The organism is Curtobacterium sp. PvP017 (assembly GCF_054060195.1).
Genome location: NZ_JBSSCY010000008.1, coordinates 119,943 through 140,016, shown reverse-complemented (window position 1 = coordinate 140,016; position 20,074 = coordinate 119,943). Strand labels below are relative to the sequence as shown.

Here is a 20,074-nt window from a genome sequence, read left to right as displayed (position 1 = left end):
TGGACGGACGCGACGGCGGAATCGTCCCCGCGTGATCAGGCGGGGTAGTCGACGAAGGCGACGGCAGACCCGTCGGGAGCCCACCCGTTGACGTTGAGCGTGCCCTGCCCGCCGTCGAGCTCGACGATGGTCTCGGCGGCCTGCCAGGCCTCGGGTCCCCAGGTGCTGACGGAGCCGTCACCGGTGACGAGGCGCAGCCGCACGCGCTTGTCGGCCGGGTGCCCCTCGGTGCCGGGCGGGAACGAAAGATAGACGGCGGCGTCGTCGGTCGGGGCGGGGTGCGGGAACCAGTTGACGTGCTCGTCGACGGTGAGCTGCTCGATCCCGGTGCCGTCCGATCGGACCCGAGCGATCTGCGCGTGTCCCGGCGTCGCTTCGAACTGCTCGGTGTTGAACAGGATCCACGCACCGTCCGGGGTCCACTCCGGGCCGTCGGCGGCGGCGGGCTCGGTCGTCACGGCCCGGTCCGCGGTGCCGTCGACGCCCATCACCCGGATCGTGCCCGAGGACCACACATCCTCGCCGGAGGGATCGAGCCGGACGTACGCGAGTTCGGAGCCGTCGGAGCTGACACCGTGCAGGAAGTGCAGGCAGCCGTCGTCCGCGGTGACCCGGGTCGCAGGGCCCCCGGCGAGCGGGGCGCTCCAGATGTGGAAGTCGTTCGCGCTGACGTACACGGTGACGCCGTCGGGGTCGAGCACGTGGTCGTTGTTCAGGGGCGGGACGCCCTCGATCACGACACGCTCCGGAGCTGCGGCGCCGTCGGCCGGCATCGTCCAGAGGACACCGTCGGCGTTGAGGACGAGCCGGCCGTCGGCGGTCCAGTTCGGCGCTTCGTACAGTCGCTCGGCGGACTCGTGCACGGTGGTCACGCTGCGGTCGGCTCGGCGCCAGATCCGGATCCGGCAGGTCTGGCCCGGTGCGAGCACGCGACCCGGGGCTTCGTCGTCGAAGGGCATGGGCACACTGTTCCACAGGGGGCGTCGGCTCGCGACGACACGACCGGGTGGCGGTCGTCGTCCGCCCCCCGCGTTGGGGATGATGACGCGTCTTCGGGACCCGTAGGCTGATCGGATTCGTACCCGAGACGAAAGCTCACGTTGCCGCACTCCCAGCGCCCCTCCCGCCTGCCGTTCATCGCCGCCACCACCTCGGTCGTCGTCGTCGCCGGTGTCCTGCTCGCCGCGATCCCGAACACCGCGACCGCCGTGGAGTCGTCGATCGCGACCCCGACGGCCACGCCGACGACGTCGGCTCCGGTCGAGACGCCCGCGCCCGCGGTGCCGACTCGGACGCCCGCGCCCGCGGTGCCGACCGCGGTGCCGACCGTGACGCCCGCGCCCACGGTGCGGACCGCGACGCCGAAGCCCACGGCGACGCCGAAGCCGACGCCGACGCCGTCGACGATCTCGGTCACCTACGCCGGAGACTCGCTGACCGCGATGGACGGCTCGTGGATGCGGCAGCTGAACGACAAGACGCTCACGAACATCGGCGGAACCGCGATCGGTGGCGCCACCGTCCCACGGATCCTGACGAACGTCTCGGCACGGGACGCCGACGTGCTCGTCGTCATGGCCGGCACGAACGACATCCGCTACGCCCGCAGCAGCACGACGATCACGCAGAACATCGGCAAGGTGGTCCACAAGGTCGGGGCCCGGCACGTCGTCATCGCGGCGATCGCTCCGTCGAACGTCACGAAGTACGGCAAGAAGCACATCGACCGTCGCAAGCAGGGCGAGATACTGAACCGTGACCTGCAGAACTACGCGCTCACCAACGGCTACCTGTTCGTCGATCCGTGGGCGGCGGACCGGCAGCTGAACGGCGGATGGCCGTCGAACCGCACGATCGACGGCACCCACCCGACCGTCGCGATGTCGAAGAAGGTCTCGGTCCGGATGCAGCAGGCCATCCACATCGCCGTCGAGGGCGCGAAGGGCTGAGTCGAGGGTCGGTTCAGCCGGCCCGCGCCACGCGCCGACGTGCCCACTGCACGGAGACGGCAGCGAGTACCCCGCCGACCACGGCGCCGATGGTGTTCGTGATCCAGTCACTCGTGTCGCACGCCCGACCGATCACGGGGACGACCGCCTGGACGACCTCGACGAGGACGGAGAACGCGCTGGCGCCGACGGCCGCGAGGACCGGGCGCCGCCACCGCACCCCGGCCAGGAACGCGACCGGCACGAACAACAGCACGTTGGCCGTCGACTCGACCGCGGTCGGTGCCAGGTACGGCAGCCCGGCGGCGCAGGTGACGGCGGACCGGGGAGCGCCGTCGGGCGACAGCGTGAGCGCGAGCGTCACGACCACGGCGAGGCCGAACAGCACGGCGGTGAGCCGCGGCACGCGCGCCAGCCAGACGCCCACGACGGGCGCGACGACGATGACCGCGATCAGCACGCCGAACGCGAGCCACGGGACGTCGATGAGCAGGGTCGAGAGCATGGATCTCCGGACAGGAGGCCCGGTGCCAGCTGGCACCGGGCGTCCCGTCACTCAGGGGTGTCGGATCAGAGCGCGGCGCGACGACGGCGCACTGCGCGTGCGCCGAGCAGGCCGGCGCCGACCAGGACGAGGCCGGCCGCCCACGGCAGGGCGCCGACGGCGTCCGAGCCGGTGTAGGCGAGCTGCCCCGTGGTCGGGGTCGCTCCCGCGACCGCGACGGTCGGCACCGTCGGTGCGGTGGGGCGCACGTCGACCGGGAACGAGGTGCTCTGCAGCCCCTCGCCGCCGACGGTCAGGGTGTGCGTCGAGGCGTGCGGGAAGGTGACGCCGACAGCGCTCTCGGCGTCGAACTCGGTGTAGGGCGCGATCACGTCACTGGCGACGTCCGAGGTGACGATCGGCGTCCAGGCGGGGTTGCCATCCTCGTCGGCGAAGTCGATCGGGTTCCCGAAACGGTCGACCAGGTTGCCGGAGACGACGAGTGTTCCGCCTTGCGCGACCGTCGGACGTCCACCGTCCACGACGTCGAGACCCCCGAAGGAGCCGTCCTCGTCGGTGGTGAGCTTCACGGTCAGGACGGTGCCGTCCGTGCCGATGATCCACATCGTCTTCTTCGGCGCGTCGATCGACTCCGCGTCGAGGGTGAAGACCTGGACGCCGAACGCAGCGGCCGGGTCGACGGTCAGCTCGACGTACTGCGTGACCGACTCGGTGCCGCTCGTGGCCGTGACCGCGAACTGGTACCAGGACGCCGTCGTCGCGGTACCGCTCAGCTCCCCGGTGGCGGCGTCGAAGGTGATGCCGTCGGGCAGCTGGATCTCCGGCCCGAACTCCTCGTCCGTGTCGTCCGGTTGGAAGCCGAACCCGATCGTCCAGCCGGGGCCGCTGGAGCTGCCCGCGTCGAGTGCCGCTGCCTGCGACTTCGTCATGACGACGTCGCCGTCGTCGTCGCCGGAGTACCAGGCGAGCTCGTACGTCGGGGCGGGGGAGCCCTGCGCCCGGAAGGTGTACGAGAACGGCTCGCCGGCGGTGGCCTGCAGGGGGAGGGCGTCGTCCTGCTCCGTGCCTGCGGTGACCGGCTCGCCCGCGGCGTCGACGAACACCGGGTCCTGGGTGACGGCGGTCGAGGTCGCGGACACGGTCGCCGTCGATCCGTCCGACAGGGCGCCGGTGACCTGGACCGTCAGCTGCTCCCCGGCCTGCGCGGCGTCGATCGTGTACGAGCCGCTCGTCGCCAGCACGGCGGTGGAACCGACCTCGGTCCAGACGTACCGGAACGCGCCGTCCTCGTCGAAACCGGTGGGGACGGCGGTGAGCACGGAACCGACCTCCGTGTCGCCGGTGATGGTGACGGCGGGGGCGACGGGCTGCTGCGCGGTCGGTGCGTCCGTCGGGGTGGGCGGCGGGACGGTGGGGGTCGGAGCGGCCGGGAGCGCCTCGTCGACCGCTGGTGCGGTCGGCTCGGGAGTTGCTCCGGTCTCGGCGGCCGGTGCGGTCTCGGCCGAACTCGGTGCCGGGGCGTCGGTCGTCGGTCCGGTCACTTCGTCCGCGGTCGGTGCCGGGGTGTCGGTCGCGGCGGGAGCGGACGTCGCGGTCGACGCCGTCGGATCGGTCGCCGGCTCGGCGTGGGCGGCCGTCGCGGTGACGAGGCCGAGGCCGGTCGTCAGCGCGACGAGGGCTGCGGTGGTGCCGACGGCGCAGGCGCGTCGGACGGTGGAGGCGCTGTGGCGCACGGGTCCCCCTGGATCGTGTCCGGTCGGGTGCCGGATCGTGTGGATCAGCCGAGAAAGCTCAGGCGTCTTCGGATCGTAGGGCCAGTGACCGCTTCAGACCGACGGAGAGTCCGAATCGTGACCATGACTGGGGGCGGTCGTCGCGCGGAACCCCCGGTCGAGGAACGCGATGATCCACCCGAAGCTCGCGTCGACGTCAGTGCGCATCTGGAACCCACCGGATGTCTCGATGGTCGCGAAGCCGTGCAGGACACTGCGCAGCAACCGGAGCGCGTGCACCTCGTCGGCGGGGTCGAGTCCGTAGCCGCGCAGCGCCGCTCCGAAGGAGGCGAGGGTGCGCTCCAGGGCAACGGCCAACGGGTCGTCCGGACCGGTGGGACGGATCCCGACCGTCGCCTCGTACCGGCCGGGGTGCCGCTGCACGTACCGGCGGACGGTCTGCGCCGCGGCCTCGACGGCGTCACGGCCGGCGAGCCCCTGCATCGCGTCGCGCAGGTCGTCGCCGAGTTCGTTCGCAGCGAGGACGGCGATCCGGCGGGTCAGGTCGGTGAGCCCGTCGACGTGCTTGTACAGCGACGGCGACTTCACGCCGAGTCGTTCGGCGACGACGCTCATGCTCAGCCGCGCGAGTCCGATCTCGTCGGCGAGTTCGGCGGCCGCGGTGGTGACGGCGGCGGGGTCGAGCCCGGCCCTAGCCACGGTGGCCACCGACGGGCGCGAGGGTGCGGCCGAGGAACGGGATCACGAGCGCGAGGACGTCGGTCGGGGTCTCCGTGTGCGGGTAGTGGCCCGCGCCGTCGATGACGGCCAGCTCGCCGAGTCCGTCGGGCAGGTCGGCCAGGACCCGCTCGCCCTCGGCGCGGGGGACGGCCCAGTCCGGGTCGTCACTGCCCTCGATCACCAGGACGGGGCAGCGGACGTCCGGCAGTCGGGCGCCGGCGTCGGCGGGCGAGGTCTTCGTCATCGCGCGGAGGACCGCCATCCGCTCCGGCTGGCGCAACGTCGACTCGATGCGTGCGCGCTCCTCGGTCCAGTCGACCGGCTTCGTCGGCACGGCGATGTCCAGGTAGGCGAGCCAGCCGGCGAGGCTGCCGGTCGCCATCACCTTGGCGAGCTGGAACGTGCCCGTGCGGTGTCGGCGGTTCCGCAGCAGGCCGCCGAGGTCGAGGGCCTGCTTGCGGGTGAACGGCGCCAGCTCGACGATGCCGGCGACGACGTCGGGGGCGTCGGCGGCGGCGATGGTGGCCGCTCCGCCGCTGATCGACTGCCCGACGATGACCGCGGGGCCGCCGAGGTGCCGGACGACGGCGACCAGGTCGCGAGCGATGTCGGCGCGCTGGTACGACGTCCAGTCGGCGCTCGAGTCGCCGCACCCGCGGATGTCGACGTTCGCCACCCGGTAGCCGGCGGCGACGAGCTCGGGGACGATGAACCGGTAGGCGTGCCGGCTGTCGCCCATGCCGTGTGCGAGGACGACGAGCGGGCCGTCGCCGCTGACGTCGTACGCGATGGTGCCTTCGTCGGTGCGCAGGTGTTCGAGCATGACTGCCTCCATGGCTAAGTGTGTTAGCTATAAGCTAAGACCATTAGCCGACCGAGTCAACCCCCGAGGGTGTCGGAGAGGTCCAGGGACCAGACGGCCACCCCGGTCAGACCGAGTCGCTCGGCGAGGGCCACGCGCTCACGCAGCGACCGCGCGTCCGACCACCACAGCACCTCGCCGCTGGGCAGGGTGGCGGTCCACTCGCCGACCGTGGTGTTCCACGTCGGGGTGATGTGGGCCTTCCGGACACGTCGACGGGCCTGGTCGTCGGACAGCTGCCCCGCCGGCCGCGGCCCCTTCCAGTGGTAGCCGTACCCGGCGACGCCGAGCAGGATCTGGTCGGCGGGCGCGAGGGCGGCGAGTGCCCTGGCCGACTTCGACGCCCAGCGCAGCGACCCGACCGGGCCCGGAGCGTTCGGTTCCCACGGACCGTGCTGGTCGTAGGCCATCAGGGTGAGGTGGTCCAGCGGGGCGCTGAGTGCCCGGACGTCGTACCCCATGCGCGCGTAGCCGGCCGCGGTCGTCGACGCGGACAGGGCGATGTCGAGCCGCACGTCGTCACCGACCGCCGCGCGGAGCTCCCGCGCGAACGCCGTCAACCCGGGCCGGTCCGCCGCGGTCAACGCCTCGAGGTCGATCATGATCGAGTCCCACCCACCGGAACGCACGTCGGTGGCGAGTGCGCGGACGACGTGGGACCGGTTGGCGGGGGACCGGAGCATCCGGCGCGCGATCGGTTCGCTGAAGTCGCCGTCGGCGTAGTTGCTGACGAGCAGCTGCGCCTCGAGACCGCGGGCGTGCGCGCGGTTGCGCTGCGTCCTGGCTTCGCGGGACGGCGTCGTGACACGCGTGCCGGTCCGGCTCAGCAGCAGGCCGTCGACGCCGACGACGTCCATCGCCGAGGCGTTCGTGTCGATCAGCGCGGGGTCGGCGCCCTCCGGCTGGAAGCCGGTCACGTCGAACCAGTCGGGCGTACTGGACCGCGCGTTCGCCGGGCCTGCGCAGCCGGTCAGGACGAGCCCCGCTGTCAGGACGATGGCGAGGAGGACGGAACGCGGGCTGGTGATCACGTGCCGAGTGTGTCAGGCCGGTGCGGCCGCCGCGTCCACCGGTGCGCTGAACCGGTCGACCAGGGTCCGCTTCAGGACCTTACCGCTCGGCCCGAGGGGCAGGGCGTCGACCACGTGCACGACGCGCGGGAACTTGTACGCCGCGATCTCGTCCGACACGAAGCGGACGAGCTCGTCGGCGCTGACGGTCGCGCCGGCGCGGAGCACCACGGCGGCCTCGATCTCCTGGCCGTGCAGTTCGTGCGGCACGCCGAAGACCGCCGCCATGGTGACGTCCGGGTGCGTCGCCAGTACCTCTTCGACCTGCCGCGGGTACACGTTGTAGCCGTTGCGGATGATCATGTCCTTCGTGCGGTCGACGATCGTCAGGTACCCGTCGTCGTCCTTCGTGCCCAGGTCGCCGGTGCGGAACCAGCCGTCGACGATCGCCGCGTCGGTGTCCGCCGGACGGTCCAGGTACCCGTTCATCAGGTTGTGCCCGCGGATGACGAGCTCGCCGATCTCGCCGTGCGGCAGCAGCACGATCGCGTCGGGCGTGGCGGGGTCGGCGATCTCGACGTCGACACCCCAGACCGGTGTGCCGATCGTGCCGGGACGCGGCGCGGTGCCGACGTGGTTGAAGGTCGCGACGGGTGAGGTCTCGGTGAGGCCGTAGCCCTCGTGGATCGGCGCGTCGAACACGGACTGGAACCGTTCGAGCACGGCCAACGGCAACGAGGCGCCGCCCGAGATCGCGTAGCGCAGGGTCGGGCGGGCGTCGTTGCGGGTCGCGGCGTCGAGCAGCGCCATGTACATCGTCGGCACGCCCATGAAGATCTCGCAGCCGTGCTCGACCATCGCCGACAACGCGGCGTCGCCGTCGAACTTCGGGAGCATCACGATGGTGGCGCCGGTGCGGAACCCGGTGTTCATCGTGCAGGTCTGACCGAAGGTGTGGAACAGCGGGAGCGCGCCGAGCAGGACGTCCCCGCGGTGCATGTCGAAGGTGCTCATCAGGTTCGTGTTGACCTGTTCGAGCAGGGCGAAGTGGGACCCCTCGGCGCCCTTGGGCTTGCCGGTGGTTCCGCTCGTGTACAGGATCGTCGCCGTGTCGAAGGGGTCGCGGGGGACGTAGGTGTCGAGGGGCTCGGCCGCCGCGGCGAGGGCCTCGAGGCGGTCCGGGCCGTCGTGGTCGTCGTGGTCGGCCGGTGCGAGGACGGTGACGACGTCGACGCCGGCGAGCTCGGCCCCGGCCGCACCTTCGGCGAGCAGCGGAGCGGCGCAGACGAGCAGCATCGCGCCGCTGTCCTGCAGCAGGTACTCGATCTCGCGCCGCTTGAGCAGCGCGTGCACGGGGACCACGACGGCCCCGAGCGCGAGCGTGGCGTAGTAGACGCGGGCGAAGTCGGCGACGTTCGGCACGAGCATCGCCACGCGTGATCCCTCGGTGACCCCGCGGGCGCGGAGCGCTCCGGCGTAGGCGAGGGTCTCCGACCAGAGCTCGGCGTAGGTGGTGCGGTGGTCGCCGACGATCACGGCGACGTCGTCCGGGTACCGCGCGGCGGACTCGGCCAGGATCGCGGCGACCGATGCGGTGGCCCGGGTCGGTCGTGTGGCGCCGTGGTGAGCGGCGGCGGTGGGGGTGGTGCGCGTCATTCCGGTCTCCGTCTTCGGTGACGAGTGGTTCCCCGGATCATACGTGCGGTCAGAAGGCCGTGCGCTCCTCGAACACCGACATGAGCATGGCCGCACCGAGCCGCGCACTCCGGGCGGGCTTCGCCGAGCCCTGCACGGCTGATTCGACCCGAGCGCCCTCGACCAGCAACGACAGGGTCTCGGCGATGTGCGCCGGCATGTCCGCCCGGGTGCAGAGCAGCGTGAGGTGGCTCTCGACGTCGCGGAAGTGTTCGGCGGCGAGCGCGGCGATCTCCGGGTCCTGCCGGCCGAGTTCGGCGTGTCCGTTGATGAACGCGCAGCCCCGCCAGCCCTCGTCGGCGAAGCACTCCTCCAGGTAGCTGAAGATGCCGAGGATCTCGTCGCGCGGATCCGCCGAGGTGGTGGCGATGTGGTCCAGGGCTCGACGCCAGGCGCCGTGCCAGCGTCGCAGCACCGCGACGACGAGGGCCTGCTTGCTCGGGTAGGCGGACGTCAGCTCGTCCACGCTCATGCCCGCGTGGGCGGCGACGTCCTCGAAGCGGACCGGGATCACGCCGTGCGCCGTGAAGAGGTCGTCGGCGGCCTTGGAAGCGGTGCGCTGTGCGGGCGTCTCGGCGACCGGGGGCGTGAGTGTGAGGAGCGTCATGCTTCGAGACGTTCCTGTTCTGCGAAGAGCGCTGTCATGTCGATGGCCTGGGTGCGGACGTCCTCGACCGCGGAGCCGTCGCGGATCACGCGGAGAGCCCGAGCACGGCGGCGGCGGAAGCGAGGGCGCTCACGGAGACGATGCCGGTGCTGACCGCGGCGATCTGCAGCATGCGCTGACGCTGGAGGTCCCGGAGCTCCGTGAAGGTGCCGCGGTGGCGGTCCTGTCGGCTCGTCGTCGAGACCGACTCGAAGGCCTGCCTCGGTGCGCTGATGGGGTGGACCGGGATTGCGGTCAGGGCGGTCATGTCGTCCTCGTGTTCTCCTGCGCGGCCCGTTGCCACCGGATGAATCGACCGTAGGAGCAGCGGGACCGGCCGTGTGCGCCAGGACCGAGGAGTCGGCGGATCGCGGATGTCGGACGCAGCCCGTCGGTCGGAATCCGGACATCGCCGCACCGGATCCAGCATCCGTTCCACGCGCAGGAGGCCGTCGGGAGCGCTTCTCGGACAGCGGTGCGGACGGCTGGCCCCCGGTCCGTCACACTGCACTCGGTGAACCGATGACAGATGAACGAGCGCGCGTGCAGGACGACGTCCGGTCCGCTGACGTCGACGAAGCACGCGACTTCCTGGTCGGGGCGTACGACGCCTCCGAGTGGCGCGCCGAGACCACCGCGCAGCCCTTCACGTTCCGGTACTCGGCGGTCGGCGACACGACGATGACGCTGCGCGCGATCCGGTTCGACGGGCACCTCGACGGCGTGATGACCCCGTCGGACGACTTCGTGGTGCAGTGGATCACCCGCGGCACCGGCTTCATCGGCGAGGGTGACGACCGCCTCGTCAGCGCCCCGGGCCGACCACAGCTGTGGCCGCAGGACGGCGCCGCGTTCACCTACCAGGACTACGACCAGCGGCTCGTCCAGATCAACCGGGCTTCGCTCGAGGAGGTCGCCGGCGAACGCGGTGCGGCCTCGGGCGCGGTGCAGCTCGACCACACCGTGCAGCCCGACGACCGCGCGGTGACGATGTGGCGGAACACGGTCAAGCTCATCTCGCACACCGTGCTCGACCGGCAGGTCTCGCCGCTCCTGCAGGCGGAGATGGGCCGGCTGGGAGCGCTGGCCCTGCTCGAGCTCTACCCGGTCGTCTCGGCCACCCTGCCGGACGAGCTCCTGCTCCCGCGCAACGCGCACATCCGCCGGGCCGTCGAGTACGTGCACGAGCACGCGCATCTGCCGATCACGAGCACCGACCTGGCCGAGGTCGCCTCCCTGAGTCTGCGTGCACTGCAGCAGGCGTTCCAGCGGCAGCTCGGCGTCAGCCCGAACGGCTACCTGCGCGGGGTTCGTCTCGACCGGGTGCGCGACGAGCTCCTGCACGCCGACCCGGCGGCGACGAGCATCGCCGAGGTGGCCCGGCAGTGGGGGTTCGCCCACGCCGGCCGGTTCTCGGCCGCGTACCTCGACCGGCACGGCGAGTACCCCCGGGACACGATGCGTCGAGTGTGACGTCGGCAGGGGGTCGTCTCCGCGCGCGGAGTCAGCGGTCAGCGAGCTGCGTACAGGTCGCGGATCAGGGCCGCCTCCGCTCCGTGGTGGACGAGTTCGTCGACGACGTGCAGGACGAAGGACCGTCGAGTGGCGGCTCCGTACTCGCCGGCCACCGCGCCGATCGGTTCGGCGGCCGCGTCGTCGAGGGTCCGCACCAGGTCGCTGAACCCCGAGACGGCGGCGCTCAGAGCCTCCAACGCTGCCGACGCGGAGTCCGGGGGTGGTGGAACCGCGTCCGTCGGCGAGGGGACGAGACCCAGCCACACGCGGTTCCGGTCGTCCGTGAGCGTGTCGACGAGGTGGTCGAGACGCCAACGGATGGTCACGTCGGGGTCGGCCGCGACCGGGCGCCACGCCCACTCGTCATCGGTGAGCCCGGCCAACCGCTCGAGGAGCCGTCCGGCGGCGTACTCGAACAGGTCGAGGACGTCGCGTTGTGCACTGTCCATGGTCCATGATGCGCCGCGGTCGGTTTGCTCCGCCAGTGGTCGTCCCGCGTCGGCGGCACAGCGGTGTCCGCTGCGGCCATGATGGGTGCGTGCTCGACGACGACACCCACCGCCACCGACTGGACGCGGTCCTGCGCGCCGTCGGGAGCTCGGCCGACCAGACCGAACGGCTGCCGGGCGGATCCGTGAACCACACGTACCGCGTGCGCCGAGCGGTCGGTGCCGACGTCGTCGTGCGGTTCCCCGTCGATCCACTGCGCTCGGACGAGTTCCCCGTCGAGGCGTGGGCCGCGCGGGCAGCTGCCGCAGCGGGCATCTCGGTCGCTCGTCCCCTCGACCACGGCGTCCAGGACGGCGTCCCCTTCATCGTGTCCGAGTACGTCGCACCCGACCCGCGGCCGATTGATCGCCCCTGGACGTGGCTCGGGTCGTCCGCGCGCACCGTCGCCTCGATCGACCTGGGGGAGGCGCCGTCGTCGCTGTACACCCGGTTCGGCACCGACCTGGCCCAGGCGTGGTCGGCGCACCTGGCCTACAACATCGCGGCGCTCGTCGCGGACGATCCACTCCGCCACGACGGGGCCTACGCCTCGGCCGGCGCGCTCCGGAGGCACGTCGAACGGCTGGCCGCGGAGCGCTTCGCGTTCGGACTCGCGCACGGCGACCTGGCTCCGCGGAACCTGATCGCACGGGGACCGGAGCGTGCGCCCGTGCTCATCGACTGGGGTGCTGCCGAGACCGGCCCGTCACCGTGGACCGACGCTCGTCGGGTGTTCGAGTGGGCGTTCGTCGACGGGACGATCTCGCGGGCCGAGTACGACGAGTTCACCGCTGCCGCCGGGCTGGCCACCCCGGCTGGCCACGCGACGCTGGCGTCGCTCACGGCGCTGCACCTCGTCGACGTGACCCGGTGGGCGAGAGACCGACGGCCGGACCTGTACGCCGAGTACGTCGGCCGGTGCCGGGTCGGTCTCGAGCGCATCGAGCGCGTGTCGAGCGAGTGAGCGGCAGGCGAGCGCGGCGGCCCGGGAGCGGCGAACGGTCGCGGGAGGCGTGTCCGCACCGGAAGCGTGGAGCTGCCGTCACGCCCGCGCGCGCAGGAACGCCACCTGCCGCTCCCACTGCCGGAAGCCGCCGCCCTCGTGCCCGTTGTACGGGTACACCTCGATCCGGCGGTCGGCCGGTCCGAGCGCGTCGGCCGACCCGAGTGCGTTGAAGGCGGCGAAGGTGGTGCGCGGCGGGACGACGTCGTCCATCAGGGCCACGGAGAACAGCGCCGGTGCGGTGATGCCGGCGGCGTGGTTCGCCCCGTCGAAGTACGCCGCGGTGTCCCACACGGTCTCGGCTGCGTCGCGGTGCACGGACAGGTAGGTCGCGAGTTCCAGGTACGGGCCGCCGACGGCGACGTCCGTGCCGCCCTCCCAGTCGCACAGGAACGCGACGTCGGGCAGCACCGCGGTGATCGGTCCGACGTGGGCCTCGACCAGTGCGGCGGCGGCGATGGCGATGCCGCCGCCCTGGCTGCCGCCGGTCAGGGCGATGCGTGCCGGGTCGACACCGGGCAGCGTCCGCACGGCGTCGACCAGGCGGACGGCGTCGGTGTACACGCGGCGGTAGTAGTGGTCGGCGGGGGAGCCGATGCCGCTCGTCATCCACCCGCTCGCGTGCGGTCCGGAGCCGTGCGGGTCGGGGGTGTCGCCGCCGGCCCACCCGCTGCCCTGGCCGCGGGTGTCCATGACGACGTGCACGTACCCGGCGAGGGCCCAGTGCACCCGTTCGCCGGGGCGCCCGCGGCCGCCGCCGTAGCCGAGGAACTCGACGACGACGGGCAGCGCGGTGTCACGACCGGCGAGCGGACGGGAGACCCAGGCGCGCACCGGGTCGCCGGCGAAGCCCGGGAACGTCAGGTCCTCGACGACGAGTCCGGTCACCGGGGTGTCGGCCGGAGCGAGGACGGGAGCCGTCCCTGCTCCGGCCGCCCGGGCCGCGGTGATCGTGTCCGCCCAGAACGCGTCGAAGTCGGCCGGTCGCCGGACCGCGGGGCGGTACCGACGGAGTTCGTCGAGCGGGAGGTCGGTGCGTGCCATGGGTCTCCTCGGTCAGCGCGTCGCGGCGCGGTACTGCTCGAGCACCTCGGGGTGCGGGTCCGCCGGCACGGTCGTCGTCGCGGTGTCCCACGACGGCAGCGTGCCGGTCAGCACCCATGCTGCCTGCCGCGCGGCCCCGGACGCCACGTACTCGCCGGGTTCCGGGATCAGCACGTCCCGCCCGAACACCTGCGCGGCGACGGTCCGGACGGCTTCGTTCCGTGCCGCGCCGCCGATGAGCAGCAGTCGCGAGACGGTCACGCCGGTGCCCTCGACCGCGGCGAGCCCGTCGGCCAGGGCGCACAGCATGCCCTCCACCGCGGCGCGCGCCAGGTGCGGTCGGTCCGTCGTGCCCGGGGTCATCCCGAGCAGCGAGGCGGTCGCGTCCGGCCGGTTGGGCGTGCGCTCGCCGACGAAGTACGGCACCAGGACCAGGCCGTCGGCCCCGGCGGGCGCCTGCAGCGCCAGCTCGCCGAGCGCGTCGTGGTCGACGCCGAGCAGGCCGCCGATCACCTCGAGCACGCGGGCCGCGTTGAGCGTCGTGACGATCGGGAGGCGCGACCCGGTTCCGTCGGCGAAGCCCGCCACGGTCCCGCTCGGGTCCAGGACGTCGGTACCGGTGACGCCGAAGACCGTTCCGCTGGTCCCCAGGGACACCGCGACGTCGCCCGGGCCGAGCCCGAGGCCGAGTGCCGCCCCGGCGTTGTCGCCGAGTCCTGCGCCGACGAGCAGGCCAGCCGGTGCGGCCCGGCCGCTCGGAAGAGTCACGTCGACGGTGAGCGTCCCCATCGCCTCGTCGTGCGCGACGACGCGTGGCACGACGACGGTGTCCGCGGCCGGCTCCGACCCGGCGACGCGCATCGGGCGGCCGAGCGCCAGTTCGAACAGCTCCGGGTCGTACTCCCGGCGCACCGGGTCCCAGTAGGCCGTGCCGCTGGCGTCCGAGGCGTCGGTCGCCAGGGCGTCCAGGTCCGGCCCGAGCGGACTCTCGTCGACCGGGCCGTACCCGCGCAGCCGCCACGACAACCAGTCGTGGGGGAGCGCGACGGCCGCGACGCGGCCGGCGTTGTCCGGCTCGGCGTCGCGGAGCCACCGCAGCTTGGTACCGGTGAACGACGCGACCGGCACCAGACCCGTCCGGGTGACCCACGCCTCCCGTCCGAGCTCGTCGACCATCTGCGCGGCTGCATCCGCACTGCGCACGTCGTTCCAGAGCAGGGCGTCGCGGACCACGCGACCGTCGGCGTCGAGCGCGACCATGCCGTGCTGCTGCCCGGCGATCGCGACCGCACCGACGTCGGCGAGCCCACCGGCGTCCGCGATCGCGGCGCCGAGGGCGTCCCACCAGTGGCGGGGGTCGACGGACGTGCCGTCCGGGTGGGACGCACGCCCCTCACGGACGACGGCGCCCGTCGCGGCGTCGCGGACGGTGACCTTGCAGGACTGGGTCGACGAGTCGACGCCGGCGACGAGCTGTGTCATCCCCGCAGCCCGTCAGCGCGCGCCGAGCAGGTGCTCGATGGCGAGCTGCTGCAGCCGGACGAAGCCGAAGCCCTTGCCGCCGAAGTACGCGTCGGCGTCGAAGTCCTCGTACGCCGAGCGGTCGGACAGGAAGGCGTCGTAGGACTCGCCGTCGTTCAGGGTCGGCGTGCTGAGCTCTCCGACCTTCGAGGCCTCGAGTGCGGCCTGCACCTCGGGGTCGGCGCGGAAGGCCTGTGCGCGCTCCTTGAGGAGCAGGTACATGCGCATGTTCGCGGCGGCCGAGTCCCAGACGCCCGAGATGTCCTCGGTGCGGCTCGGCTTGTAGTCGAAGTGGCGCGGGCCGTCGTACGCCTGGCCGCCCTGCGGCGAACCGTGCTCGAGCAGGTCGACGAGCGAGAACGCGTTCTGCAGGTCGCCGTGTCCGAACACCAGGTCCTGGTCGTACTTGATGCCGCGCTGGCCGTTCAGGTCGATGTGGAAGAGCTTGCCCTGGTAGAGCGCCTGGGCGATGCCGGCCGTGAAGTTCAGGCCCGCCATCTGCTCGTGACCGACCTCGGGGTTGATGCCGAACAGCTCCGGGCGCTCGAGGGTCTCGGTGAACGCGATCGCGTGGCCGAGGGTCGGCAGCAGGATGTCGCCGCGGGGCTCGTTCGGCTTCGGCTCGATGGCGAAGCGGATGCCGTAGCCCTTGTCGGTGACGTAGTCGGCGAGCAGGTTGACGGCTTCGCGGTACCGCTCGAGCGCGGCCTGCACGTCCTTCGCGCTGTCGTACTCGGAGCCTTCGCGGCCGCCCCACATCACGAACGTCGACGCGCCGAGCTCGGCGGCGAGGTCGATGTTGCGCAGGACCTTGCGGAGTGCGAACCGGCGGACCTGCCGATCGTTCGAGGTGAAGCCGCCGTCCTTGAACACGGGGGCGGAGAACAGGTTCGTCGTCACCATCGGCACGATGAGGCCGGTGGCGTCGAGCGCGCCCTTGAGGCGGTCGATCTGGGTCTGGCGCTCGGCGTCGGTGGAACCGAACGCGAACAGGTCGTCGTCGTGGAAGGTCAGGCCGTAGGCGCCGAGCTCGTCGAGCTTCTCGACCGCCTCGACCACGTCGAGGGCCGGACGGGTGGGCCCGCCGAAGGGGTCGGAGCCGTTGTATCCGATGGTCCAGAGACCGAAGGAGAACTTGTCTGCACGGGTGGGCGTCGTTGCCATGGTGGTCACCGTTCGTCGTCGAAACAAAATGTTGCCGCGCCCAACATAAGCGGTAGTGTTGGCTGTGGCAAGGACGTGATCGCAAAGGAGCGAGCGGATGGCACAGGAACGACTGCGGATCGCCATGGTGGGACACGGCTTCATGGGGGCCGCGCACTCACAGGCATGGCGGACCGCCCCCAGGTTCTTCGACCTCGGGGTCGAACCCGAGATGGCGGTGATCGTCGGGCGCGACCCGGAACGCACCGAGAGCGCCCGTGCGCAGCACGGCTGGCAGTCGGCGTCGACCGACTGGCGTGCCGTCGTGGCCGACCCCGACATCGACGTCGTCGACATCGTGTCGCCCGGTTCGTCGCACGTCGAGATCGCGATCGCCGCGCTCGAGGCCGGCAAGCACGTCCTGTGCGAGAAGCCGCTCGCCAACACCGTCGAACAGGCCGAGGCGATGACCGCCGCAGCCGCTGCCGCCCGGTCGCACGGGGTCCGTGCCATGGTCGGGTTCAGCTACCGCCGCGTGCCGGCCATCGCGTTCGCCCGGCAGCTCGTGCAGGACGGCCGGATCGGCACCGTGCGCCAGGTCCGTGCGCTCTACCTGCAGGACTGGCTCGCCGACGAGGACGGCCCGATGACCTGGCGGCTCGACAAGGAGCAGGCCGGCTCCGGTGCGCTCGGCGACATCGGCGCGCACGCGATCGACCTCGTCGAGCACGTCACCGGTTCGTCGCTCGCCACCGTGTCCGGCACCCTCGAGACCTTCGTGACCGAACGTCCGCTGATGGCCGAGGGGGTCGGGCTCTCCGGCACCGCGTCGAGCGAGCGCGGCCAGGTCACCGTCGACGACGCCGCGTTCTTCACCGCCCGACTCGGAGGCGGCGCGGCCGACGGAGCCATCGGCACGTTCGAGGCCACGCGCTACGCCACCGGCCGGAAGAACGGCCTGACGCTCGAGATCAGCGGGTCCGAGGGCGCGATCCAGTTCGACCTGGAGTCCATGAACGAACTGCGGTTGTACGAGTCGTCGGCCCCCGCGGGGGAGCAGGGCTTCCGCCGGATCCTGGTCACCGAACCCGAGCACCCCTACATGGCGGCGTGGTGGCCCACCGGACACCTCATCGGCTACGAGCACACCTTCAGCCACCAGGTGAAGGACTTCGTCGAGGCGATCGTGTCCGGCACCGACCCGTCGCCCTCGTTCGAGGACGGCCTGCACGTGCAGCGCGTGCTCGACGCCGTCGAACGCAGCGCCGCCGACGGCAGCAGCTGGACGGCGACCTCGTGACCGCCGCCGACCGTACCCGCCTGGCCCTGGTCGTCCGCGGGGGATGGGACGGCCACCAGCCCGTCGAGACCACCGACCTGTTCGTCCCGTTCCTGCGCGAGAACGGGTTCGCGGTCCGGGTGTCGGACTCGACGGCCGTCTACGCCGACGCCGCCGTCATGGACGAGGTCGACCTGATCGTGCAGATCGTCACCATGTCGACCATCGCCGACGACGAGTTCGCCGGGCTGCAGCGCGCGGTCCTGGGCGGCGCCGGACTGGCCGGCTGGCACGGCGGCATCGCGGACGCGTTCCGGAACACCGCCGATTACCTGCACATGGTCGGCGGACAGTTCGCCCACCACGCCGGCAAGCACCCCGACGAGCGCGTCGGTGAACAGTCCGACAACTACATCCCGTACACGGTGCACCTCACCGACCTCGGCCGGTCGCACCCGATCACGCAGGGCATCGAGGACTTCGACCTCGTCACCGAGCAGTACTGGGTGCTGTCCGACGAGTACAACGACGTCCTCGCGACCACCACCCAGGACGCGCGCGACTTCGACGCCTGGAACCGACCGGTCACCGCACCGGCGATCTGGACACGGCAGTGGGGCGAGGGCCGCGTGTTCGTCTCGGCGCCCGGACACCGCCTCGAGGTCGTCGAGTCGCAGCCACTCCGCACCATCATCGAACGGGGACTCCTGTGGGCAGCACGATGAACGAACGAGCACTGCGGGTCGGCGTCGTCGGGGTCGGCGTGATCAGCCAGCAGTACTTCGAGCACTTCCCGGCGCTGCCCGGACTGTCGCTCGTGGCGGTCGCCGACCTCGACGTCGACCGGGCGCAGACGGTCGGCGCCGCACAGGGCGTGCGCGGCACGAGCGTCGACGAGCTGCTCGCAGCCGACGACGTCGACGTCGTGCTCAACCTCACGATCCCCGCCGCCCACGCCGACGTCGCGACCCGGGCGCTCGCCGCCGGCAAGCACGTCTACGGCGAGAAGCCCCTGGCGATGTCCACGGCCGAGGCCGAACCGGTACTCGATGCAGCCCGGGCCGCGGGCCTCCGGGTCGGCAGTGCCCCGGACACCGTGCTCGGCACCGGCATCCAGACCGCTCTGGCCGCCCTCGACGACGGGCTGATCGGCACCCCGGTCGGCGCGGCCGTCGCCTGGAGCGCCCCCGGCCACGAGCTCTGGCACCCGGCACCCGCGTTCTACTACCAGCCCGGTGGTGGACCGCTGCTCGACATGGGCCCCTACTACCTGACCAGCCTCGTCACGTTCTTCGGGCCGGTCGTCCGGGTGAGCGGCAGCGCCACGCGTTCCACTCGCGAGCGGACGATCGCGACCGGACCGAACGCCGGCACGTCGATCCCGGTCGACATCGACACCCACGTGGTCGCGATCCTCGAACACGAGAACGGTGTGGTCTCGACCGTCACCGTCTCGTTCGAGGTCTGGGCCACCCGCGCGCCGCTCTTCGAGGTGTACGGCACGGCCGGCACGCTCGGCGTCCCGGATCCCAACCGGTTCTCGGACCCGGTGTCGATCGCCACCGCGGACGACCGCACGTGGCGCGAGCTGCCCGTCGCCGCCGGGTACGCCGACGCCGGTCGCGGCTACGGCCTCGCCGACATGGCCCACGCGATCGCGACGGACCAGCCGCACCGGGCCTCCGGCGACCTCGCGTTCCACGTGCTCGAGGTCATGGAGGCCGTCTCGGCCGCCGCCCGCGTCCACACGGTCGTCGACGTGCACTCGCGCGTCGACCGACCCGCCACCGTCCCCGCCGGGTCCACCCCCGGATCCTGGTGACGGACCCTGACCACCGCACGGAAGGACGACGACGATGACGACGACGGACGCGAGCGACCAGACGGAGCCGACCCGGGCCTCCCGGCCGGTCACGCTGTTCACCGGACAGTGGGCCGACCTGCCCTTCGAGGAGGTCGCCCGGCTCGCCGGCGACTGGGGGTACGACGGACTCGAGATCGCCTGCTGGGGCGACCACCTGGACGTCCGGCGCGCCGCGACGGACCCCTCGTACGTCGCCGACCGCAGGGCGATCCTGGAACGCAACGGACTGCAGGTGTGGACGATCGCGAACCACCTGGTCGGCCAGGCCGTGTGCGACGACCCCATCGACCAGCGGCACGAGGACATCCTGCCGCCGCACGTCTGGGGCGACGGCGACCCCGAGGGCGTCCGGCAGCGCGCGGCCGAGGAACTGCAGTGGACCGCCCGTGCCGCCGCGGCACTCGGGGTGGACACCGTCACCGGGTTCTCCGGCTCGTCGATCTGGAAGACCGTCGCCGGGTTCCCACCCGTGCCCCCGTCCATGATCGACGCCGGGTACCAGGACTTCCACGACCGCTGGTCGCCGATCATCGACGTCTTCGAAGAGGTCGGGGTCCGCTTCGCGCTCGAGGTGCACCCGTCCGAGATCGCCTACGACTACTGGACCGCTCGTCGCACGCTGGAGCTCTTCGCGGACCGGCCGGCGTTCGGCTTCAACTTCGACCCGTCCCACTTCGTCTGGCAGGACCTCGATCCCGCCGCGTTCCTGCTCGACTTCGCCGACCGCGTCTACCACGTGCACTGCAAGGAGTCGGTGAAGCAGCTCGACGGACGCAACGGCCGGCTCGGGTCGCACCTGCCGTGGGGCGACCCCCGACGCGGGTGGGACTTCGTGACCGCCGGACACGGTGACGTGCCGTGGGAGCGGGTGTTCCGCGTGCTGAACCACATCGGCTACACCGGACCCACCAGCGTCGAGTGGGAGGACGCCGGCATGGACCGGCTCGTCGGCGGCCCGGAGGCGCTGGCGTTCGTCCGGCAGCTCGGCACGATCGCGCCGCCGTCGGCCGCGTTCGACGCCGCGTTCTCGCGGTCGCGGGCGTGAGCGTGCGCGAGGGCGGCGGCGGGGTCGTTCCGGGCGTACCTGGTGATCTCG

The 20,074-nt window shown here is 72.1% G+C and carries 20 protein-coding genes; 7 read left to right on the top strand and 13 right to left on the bottom strand.

The annotated features are described in order from the left end of the window. Window positions 1-35: 35 nt before the first annotated feature. Entirely contained in the window at window positions 36-959 is a 924-nt protein-coding gene (locus tag ACVKXF_RS15485; RefSeq protein WP_456796266.1) for a TolB family protein, read from the bottom strand. A gap of 141 nt (window positions 960-1,100) precedes the next feature. Here ACVKXF_RS15485 and ACVKXF_RS15480 point away from each other — a divergent pair, with 141 nt between their 5' ends. Beyond that, a complete protein-coding gene (locus ACVKXF_RS15480; RefSeq protein WP_456796265.1) occupies window positions 1,101-1,949 on the top strand; it encodes an SGNH/GDSL hydrolase family protein in 849 nt (282 codons plus the stop codon). Between the two features lie 13 nt (window positions 1,950-1,962). Here the strand turns inward: ACVKXF_RS15480 and ACVKXF_RS15475 are convergent, their stop codons facing one another. The 8 genes from ACVKXF_RS15475 to ACVKXF_RS15440 form a co-directional block, all read right to left on the bottom strand. After that, a complete protein-coding gene (locus ACVKXF_RS15475; RefSeq protein ID WP_456796264.1) occupies window positions 1,963-2,454 on the bottom strand; it encodes a VanZ family protein in 492 nt (163 codons plus the stop codon). A 65-nt stretch (window positions 2,455-2,519) separates the two neighbouring features. Continuing rightward, complete coding sequence (locus ACVKXF_RS15470; RefSeq protein ID WP_456796263.1) at window positions 2,520-4,187, bottom strand: putative Ig domain-containing protein; 1,668 nt, start codon at window positions 4,185-4,187, stop codon at window positions 2,520-2,522. A gap of 93 nt (window positions 4,188-4,280) precedes the next feature. Beyond that, window positions 4,281-4,886 carry a TetR/AcrR family transcriptional regulator gene (locus ACVKXF_RS15465; protein WP_456796262.1) on the bottom strand — a complete coding sequence of 202 codons (606 nt, stop codon included), beginning with the start codon at window positions 4,884-4,886 and terminating at the stop codon, window positions 4,281-4,283. Next, window positions 4,879-5,730, bottom strand: coding sequence for an alpha/beta fold hydrolase (locus tag ACVKXF_RS15460; RefSeq protein WP_456796261.1), 852 nt, complete (start codon window positions 5,728-5,730; stop codon window positions 4,879-4,881). Before ACVKXF_RS15460 ends, ACVKXF_RS15465 begins: the two co-directional genes overlap by 8 nt. Before the next feature lie 56 nt (window positions 5,731-5,786). Next, window positions 5,787-6,800, bottom strand: coding sequence for a glycosyl hydrolase family 18 protein (locus tag ACVKXF_RS15455; protein ID WP_456796260.1), 1,014 nt, complete (start codon window positions 6,798-6,800; stop codon window positions 5,787-5,789). A gap of 12 nt (window positions 6,801-6,812) precedes the next feature. Next, window positions 6,813-8,435 (bottom strand): long-chain-fatty-acid--CoA ligase, encoded by a 1,623-nt coding sequence (locus tag ACVKXF_RS15450; protein ID WP_396290333.1) that lies wholly within the window; start codon window positions 8,433-8,435, stop codon window positions 6,813-6,815. A 49-nt stretch (window positions 8,436-8,484) separates the two neighbouring features. Then, entirely contained in the window at window positions 8,485-9,081 is a 597-nt protein-coding gene (locus ACVKXF_RS15445; RefSeq protein WP_396290334.1) for a TetR/AcrR family transcriptional regulator, read from the bottom strand. 85 nt (window positions 9,082-9,166) lie between these two features. Beyond that, window positions 9,167-9,388: a hypothetical protein gene (locus ACVKXF_RS15440; protein WP_456796259.1), complete on the bottom strand. Its 222-nt coding sequence runs from the start codon at window positions 9,386-9,388 to the stop codon at window positions 9,167-9,169. A 254-nt stretch (window positions 9,389-9,642) separates the two neighbouring features. Here ACVKXF_RS15440 and ACVKXF_RS15435 point away from each other — a divergent pair, with 254 nt between their 5' ends. Then, on the top strand, window positions 9,643-10,593 hold the full coding sequence (locus ACVKXF_RS15435) for a helix-turn-helix domain-containing protein (protein ID WP_456796258.1): 951 nt from the start codon (window positions 9,643-9,645) through the stop codon (window positions 10,591-10,593). Window positions 10,594-10,631: 38 nt separating this feature from the next. Here ACVKXF_RS15435 and ACVKXF_RS15430 read toward each other — a convergent pair whose 3' ends face one another. Further along, entirely contained in the window at window positions 10,632-11,084 is a 453-nt protein-coding gene (locus ACVKXF_RS15430; protein ID WP_456796257.1) for a DinB family protein, read from the bottom strand. 89 nt (window positions 11,085-11,173) lie between these two features. Here ACVKXF_RS15430 and ACVKXF_RS15425 point away from each other — a divergent pair, with 89 nt between their 5' ends. Next, on the top strand, window positions 11,174-12,088 hold the full coding sequence (locus ACVKXF_RS15425) for a phosphotransferase (RefSeq protein ID WP_456796256.1): 915 nt from the start codon (window positions 11,174-11,176) through the stop codon (window positions 12,086-12,088). Window positions 12,089-12,166: 78 nt separating this feature from the next. On the opposite strand, the gene ACVKXF_RS15420 is transcribed toward ACVKXF_RS15425, so the two are convergent. Genes ACVKXF_RS15420 through xylA form a run of 3 tightly spaced genes read right to left on the bottom strand, consistent with a single transcriptional unit; the run spans window position 12,167 to window position 15,856 of the window. Continuing rightward, the gene (locus tag ACVKXF_RS15420) at window positions 12,167-13,171 is read right to left on the bottom strand and encodes an acetylxylan esterase (RefSeq protein WP_456796255.1); all 1,005 of its coding nucleotides are present in this window, start codon (window positions 13,169-13,171) and stop codon (window positions 12,167-12,169) included. 12 nt (window positions 13,172-13,183) lie between these two features. Further along, on the bottom strand, window positions 13,184-14,653 hold the full coding sequence (locus ACVKXF_RS15415; RefSeq protein ID WP_456796254.1) for a xylulokinase: 1,470 nt from the start codon (window positions 14,651-14,653) through the stop codon (window positions 13,184-13,186). A gap of 12 nt (window positions 14,654-14,665) precedes the next feature. Next, on the bottom strand, window positions 14,666-15,856 hold the full coding sequence (gene xylA, locus ACVKXF_RS15410; protein WP_123313236.1) for a xylose isomerase: 1,191 nt from the start codon (window positions 15,854-15,856) through the stop codon (window positions 14,666-14,668). Window positions 15,857-15,953: 97 nt separating this feature from the next. On the opposite strand from xylA, the gene ACVKXF_RS15405 reads away from it, so the two are divergent. Genes ACVKXF_RS15405 through ACVKXF_RS15390 form a run of 4 tightly spaced genes read left to right on the top strand, consistent with a single transcriptional unit; the run spans window position 15,954 to window position 20,023 of the window. Next, the gene (locus ACVKXF_RS15405) at window positions 15,954-17,135 is read left to right on the top strand and encodes a Gfo/Idh/MocA family protein (protein ID WP_456796253.1); all 1,182 of its coding nucleotides are present in this window, start codon (window positions 15,954-15,956) and stop codon (window positions 17,133-17,135) included. Beyond that, window positions 17,132-17,839: a ThuA domain-containing protein gene (locus ACVKXF_RS15400; protein ID WP_456796252.1), complete on the top strand. Its 708-nt coding sequence runs from the start codon at window positions 17,132-17,134 to the stop codon at window positions 17,837-17,839. Before ACVKXF_RS15405 ends, ACVKXF_RS15400 begins: the two co-directional genes overlap by 4 nt. Beyond that, window positions 17,836-18,936 (top strand): Gfo/Idh/MocA family protein, encoded by a 1,101-nt coding sequence (locus tag ACVKXF_RS15395; protein WP_456796251.1) that lies wholly within the window; start codon window positions 17,836-17,838, stop codon window positions 18,934-18,936. The genes ACVKXF_RS15400 and ACVKXF_RS15395 overlap by 4 nt, the downstream gene beginning before the upstream one ends. 34 nt (window positions 18,937-18,970) lie before the next feature. Next, a complete protein-coding gene (locus ACVKXF_RS15390) occupies window positions 18,971-20,023 on the top strand; it encodes a sugar phosphate isomerase/epimerase family protein (protein ID WP_340196565.1) in 1,053 nt (350 codons plus the stop codon). Window positions 20,024-20,074: the final 51 nt, after the last annotated feature.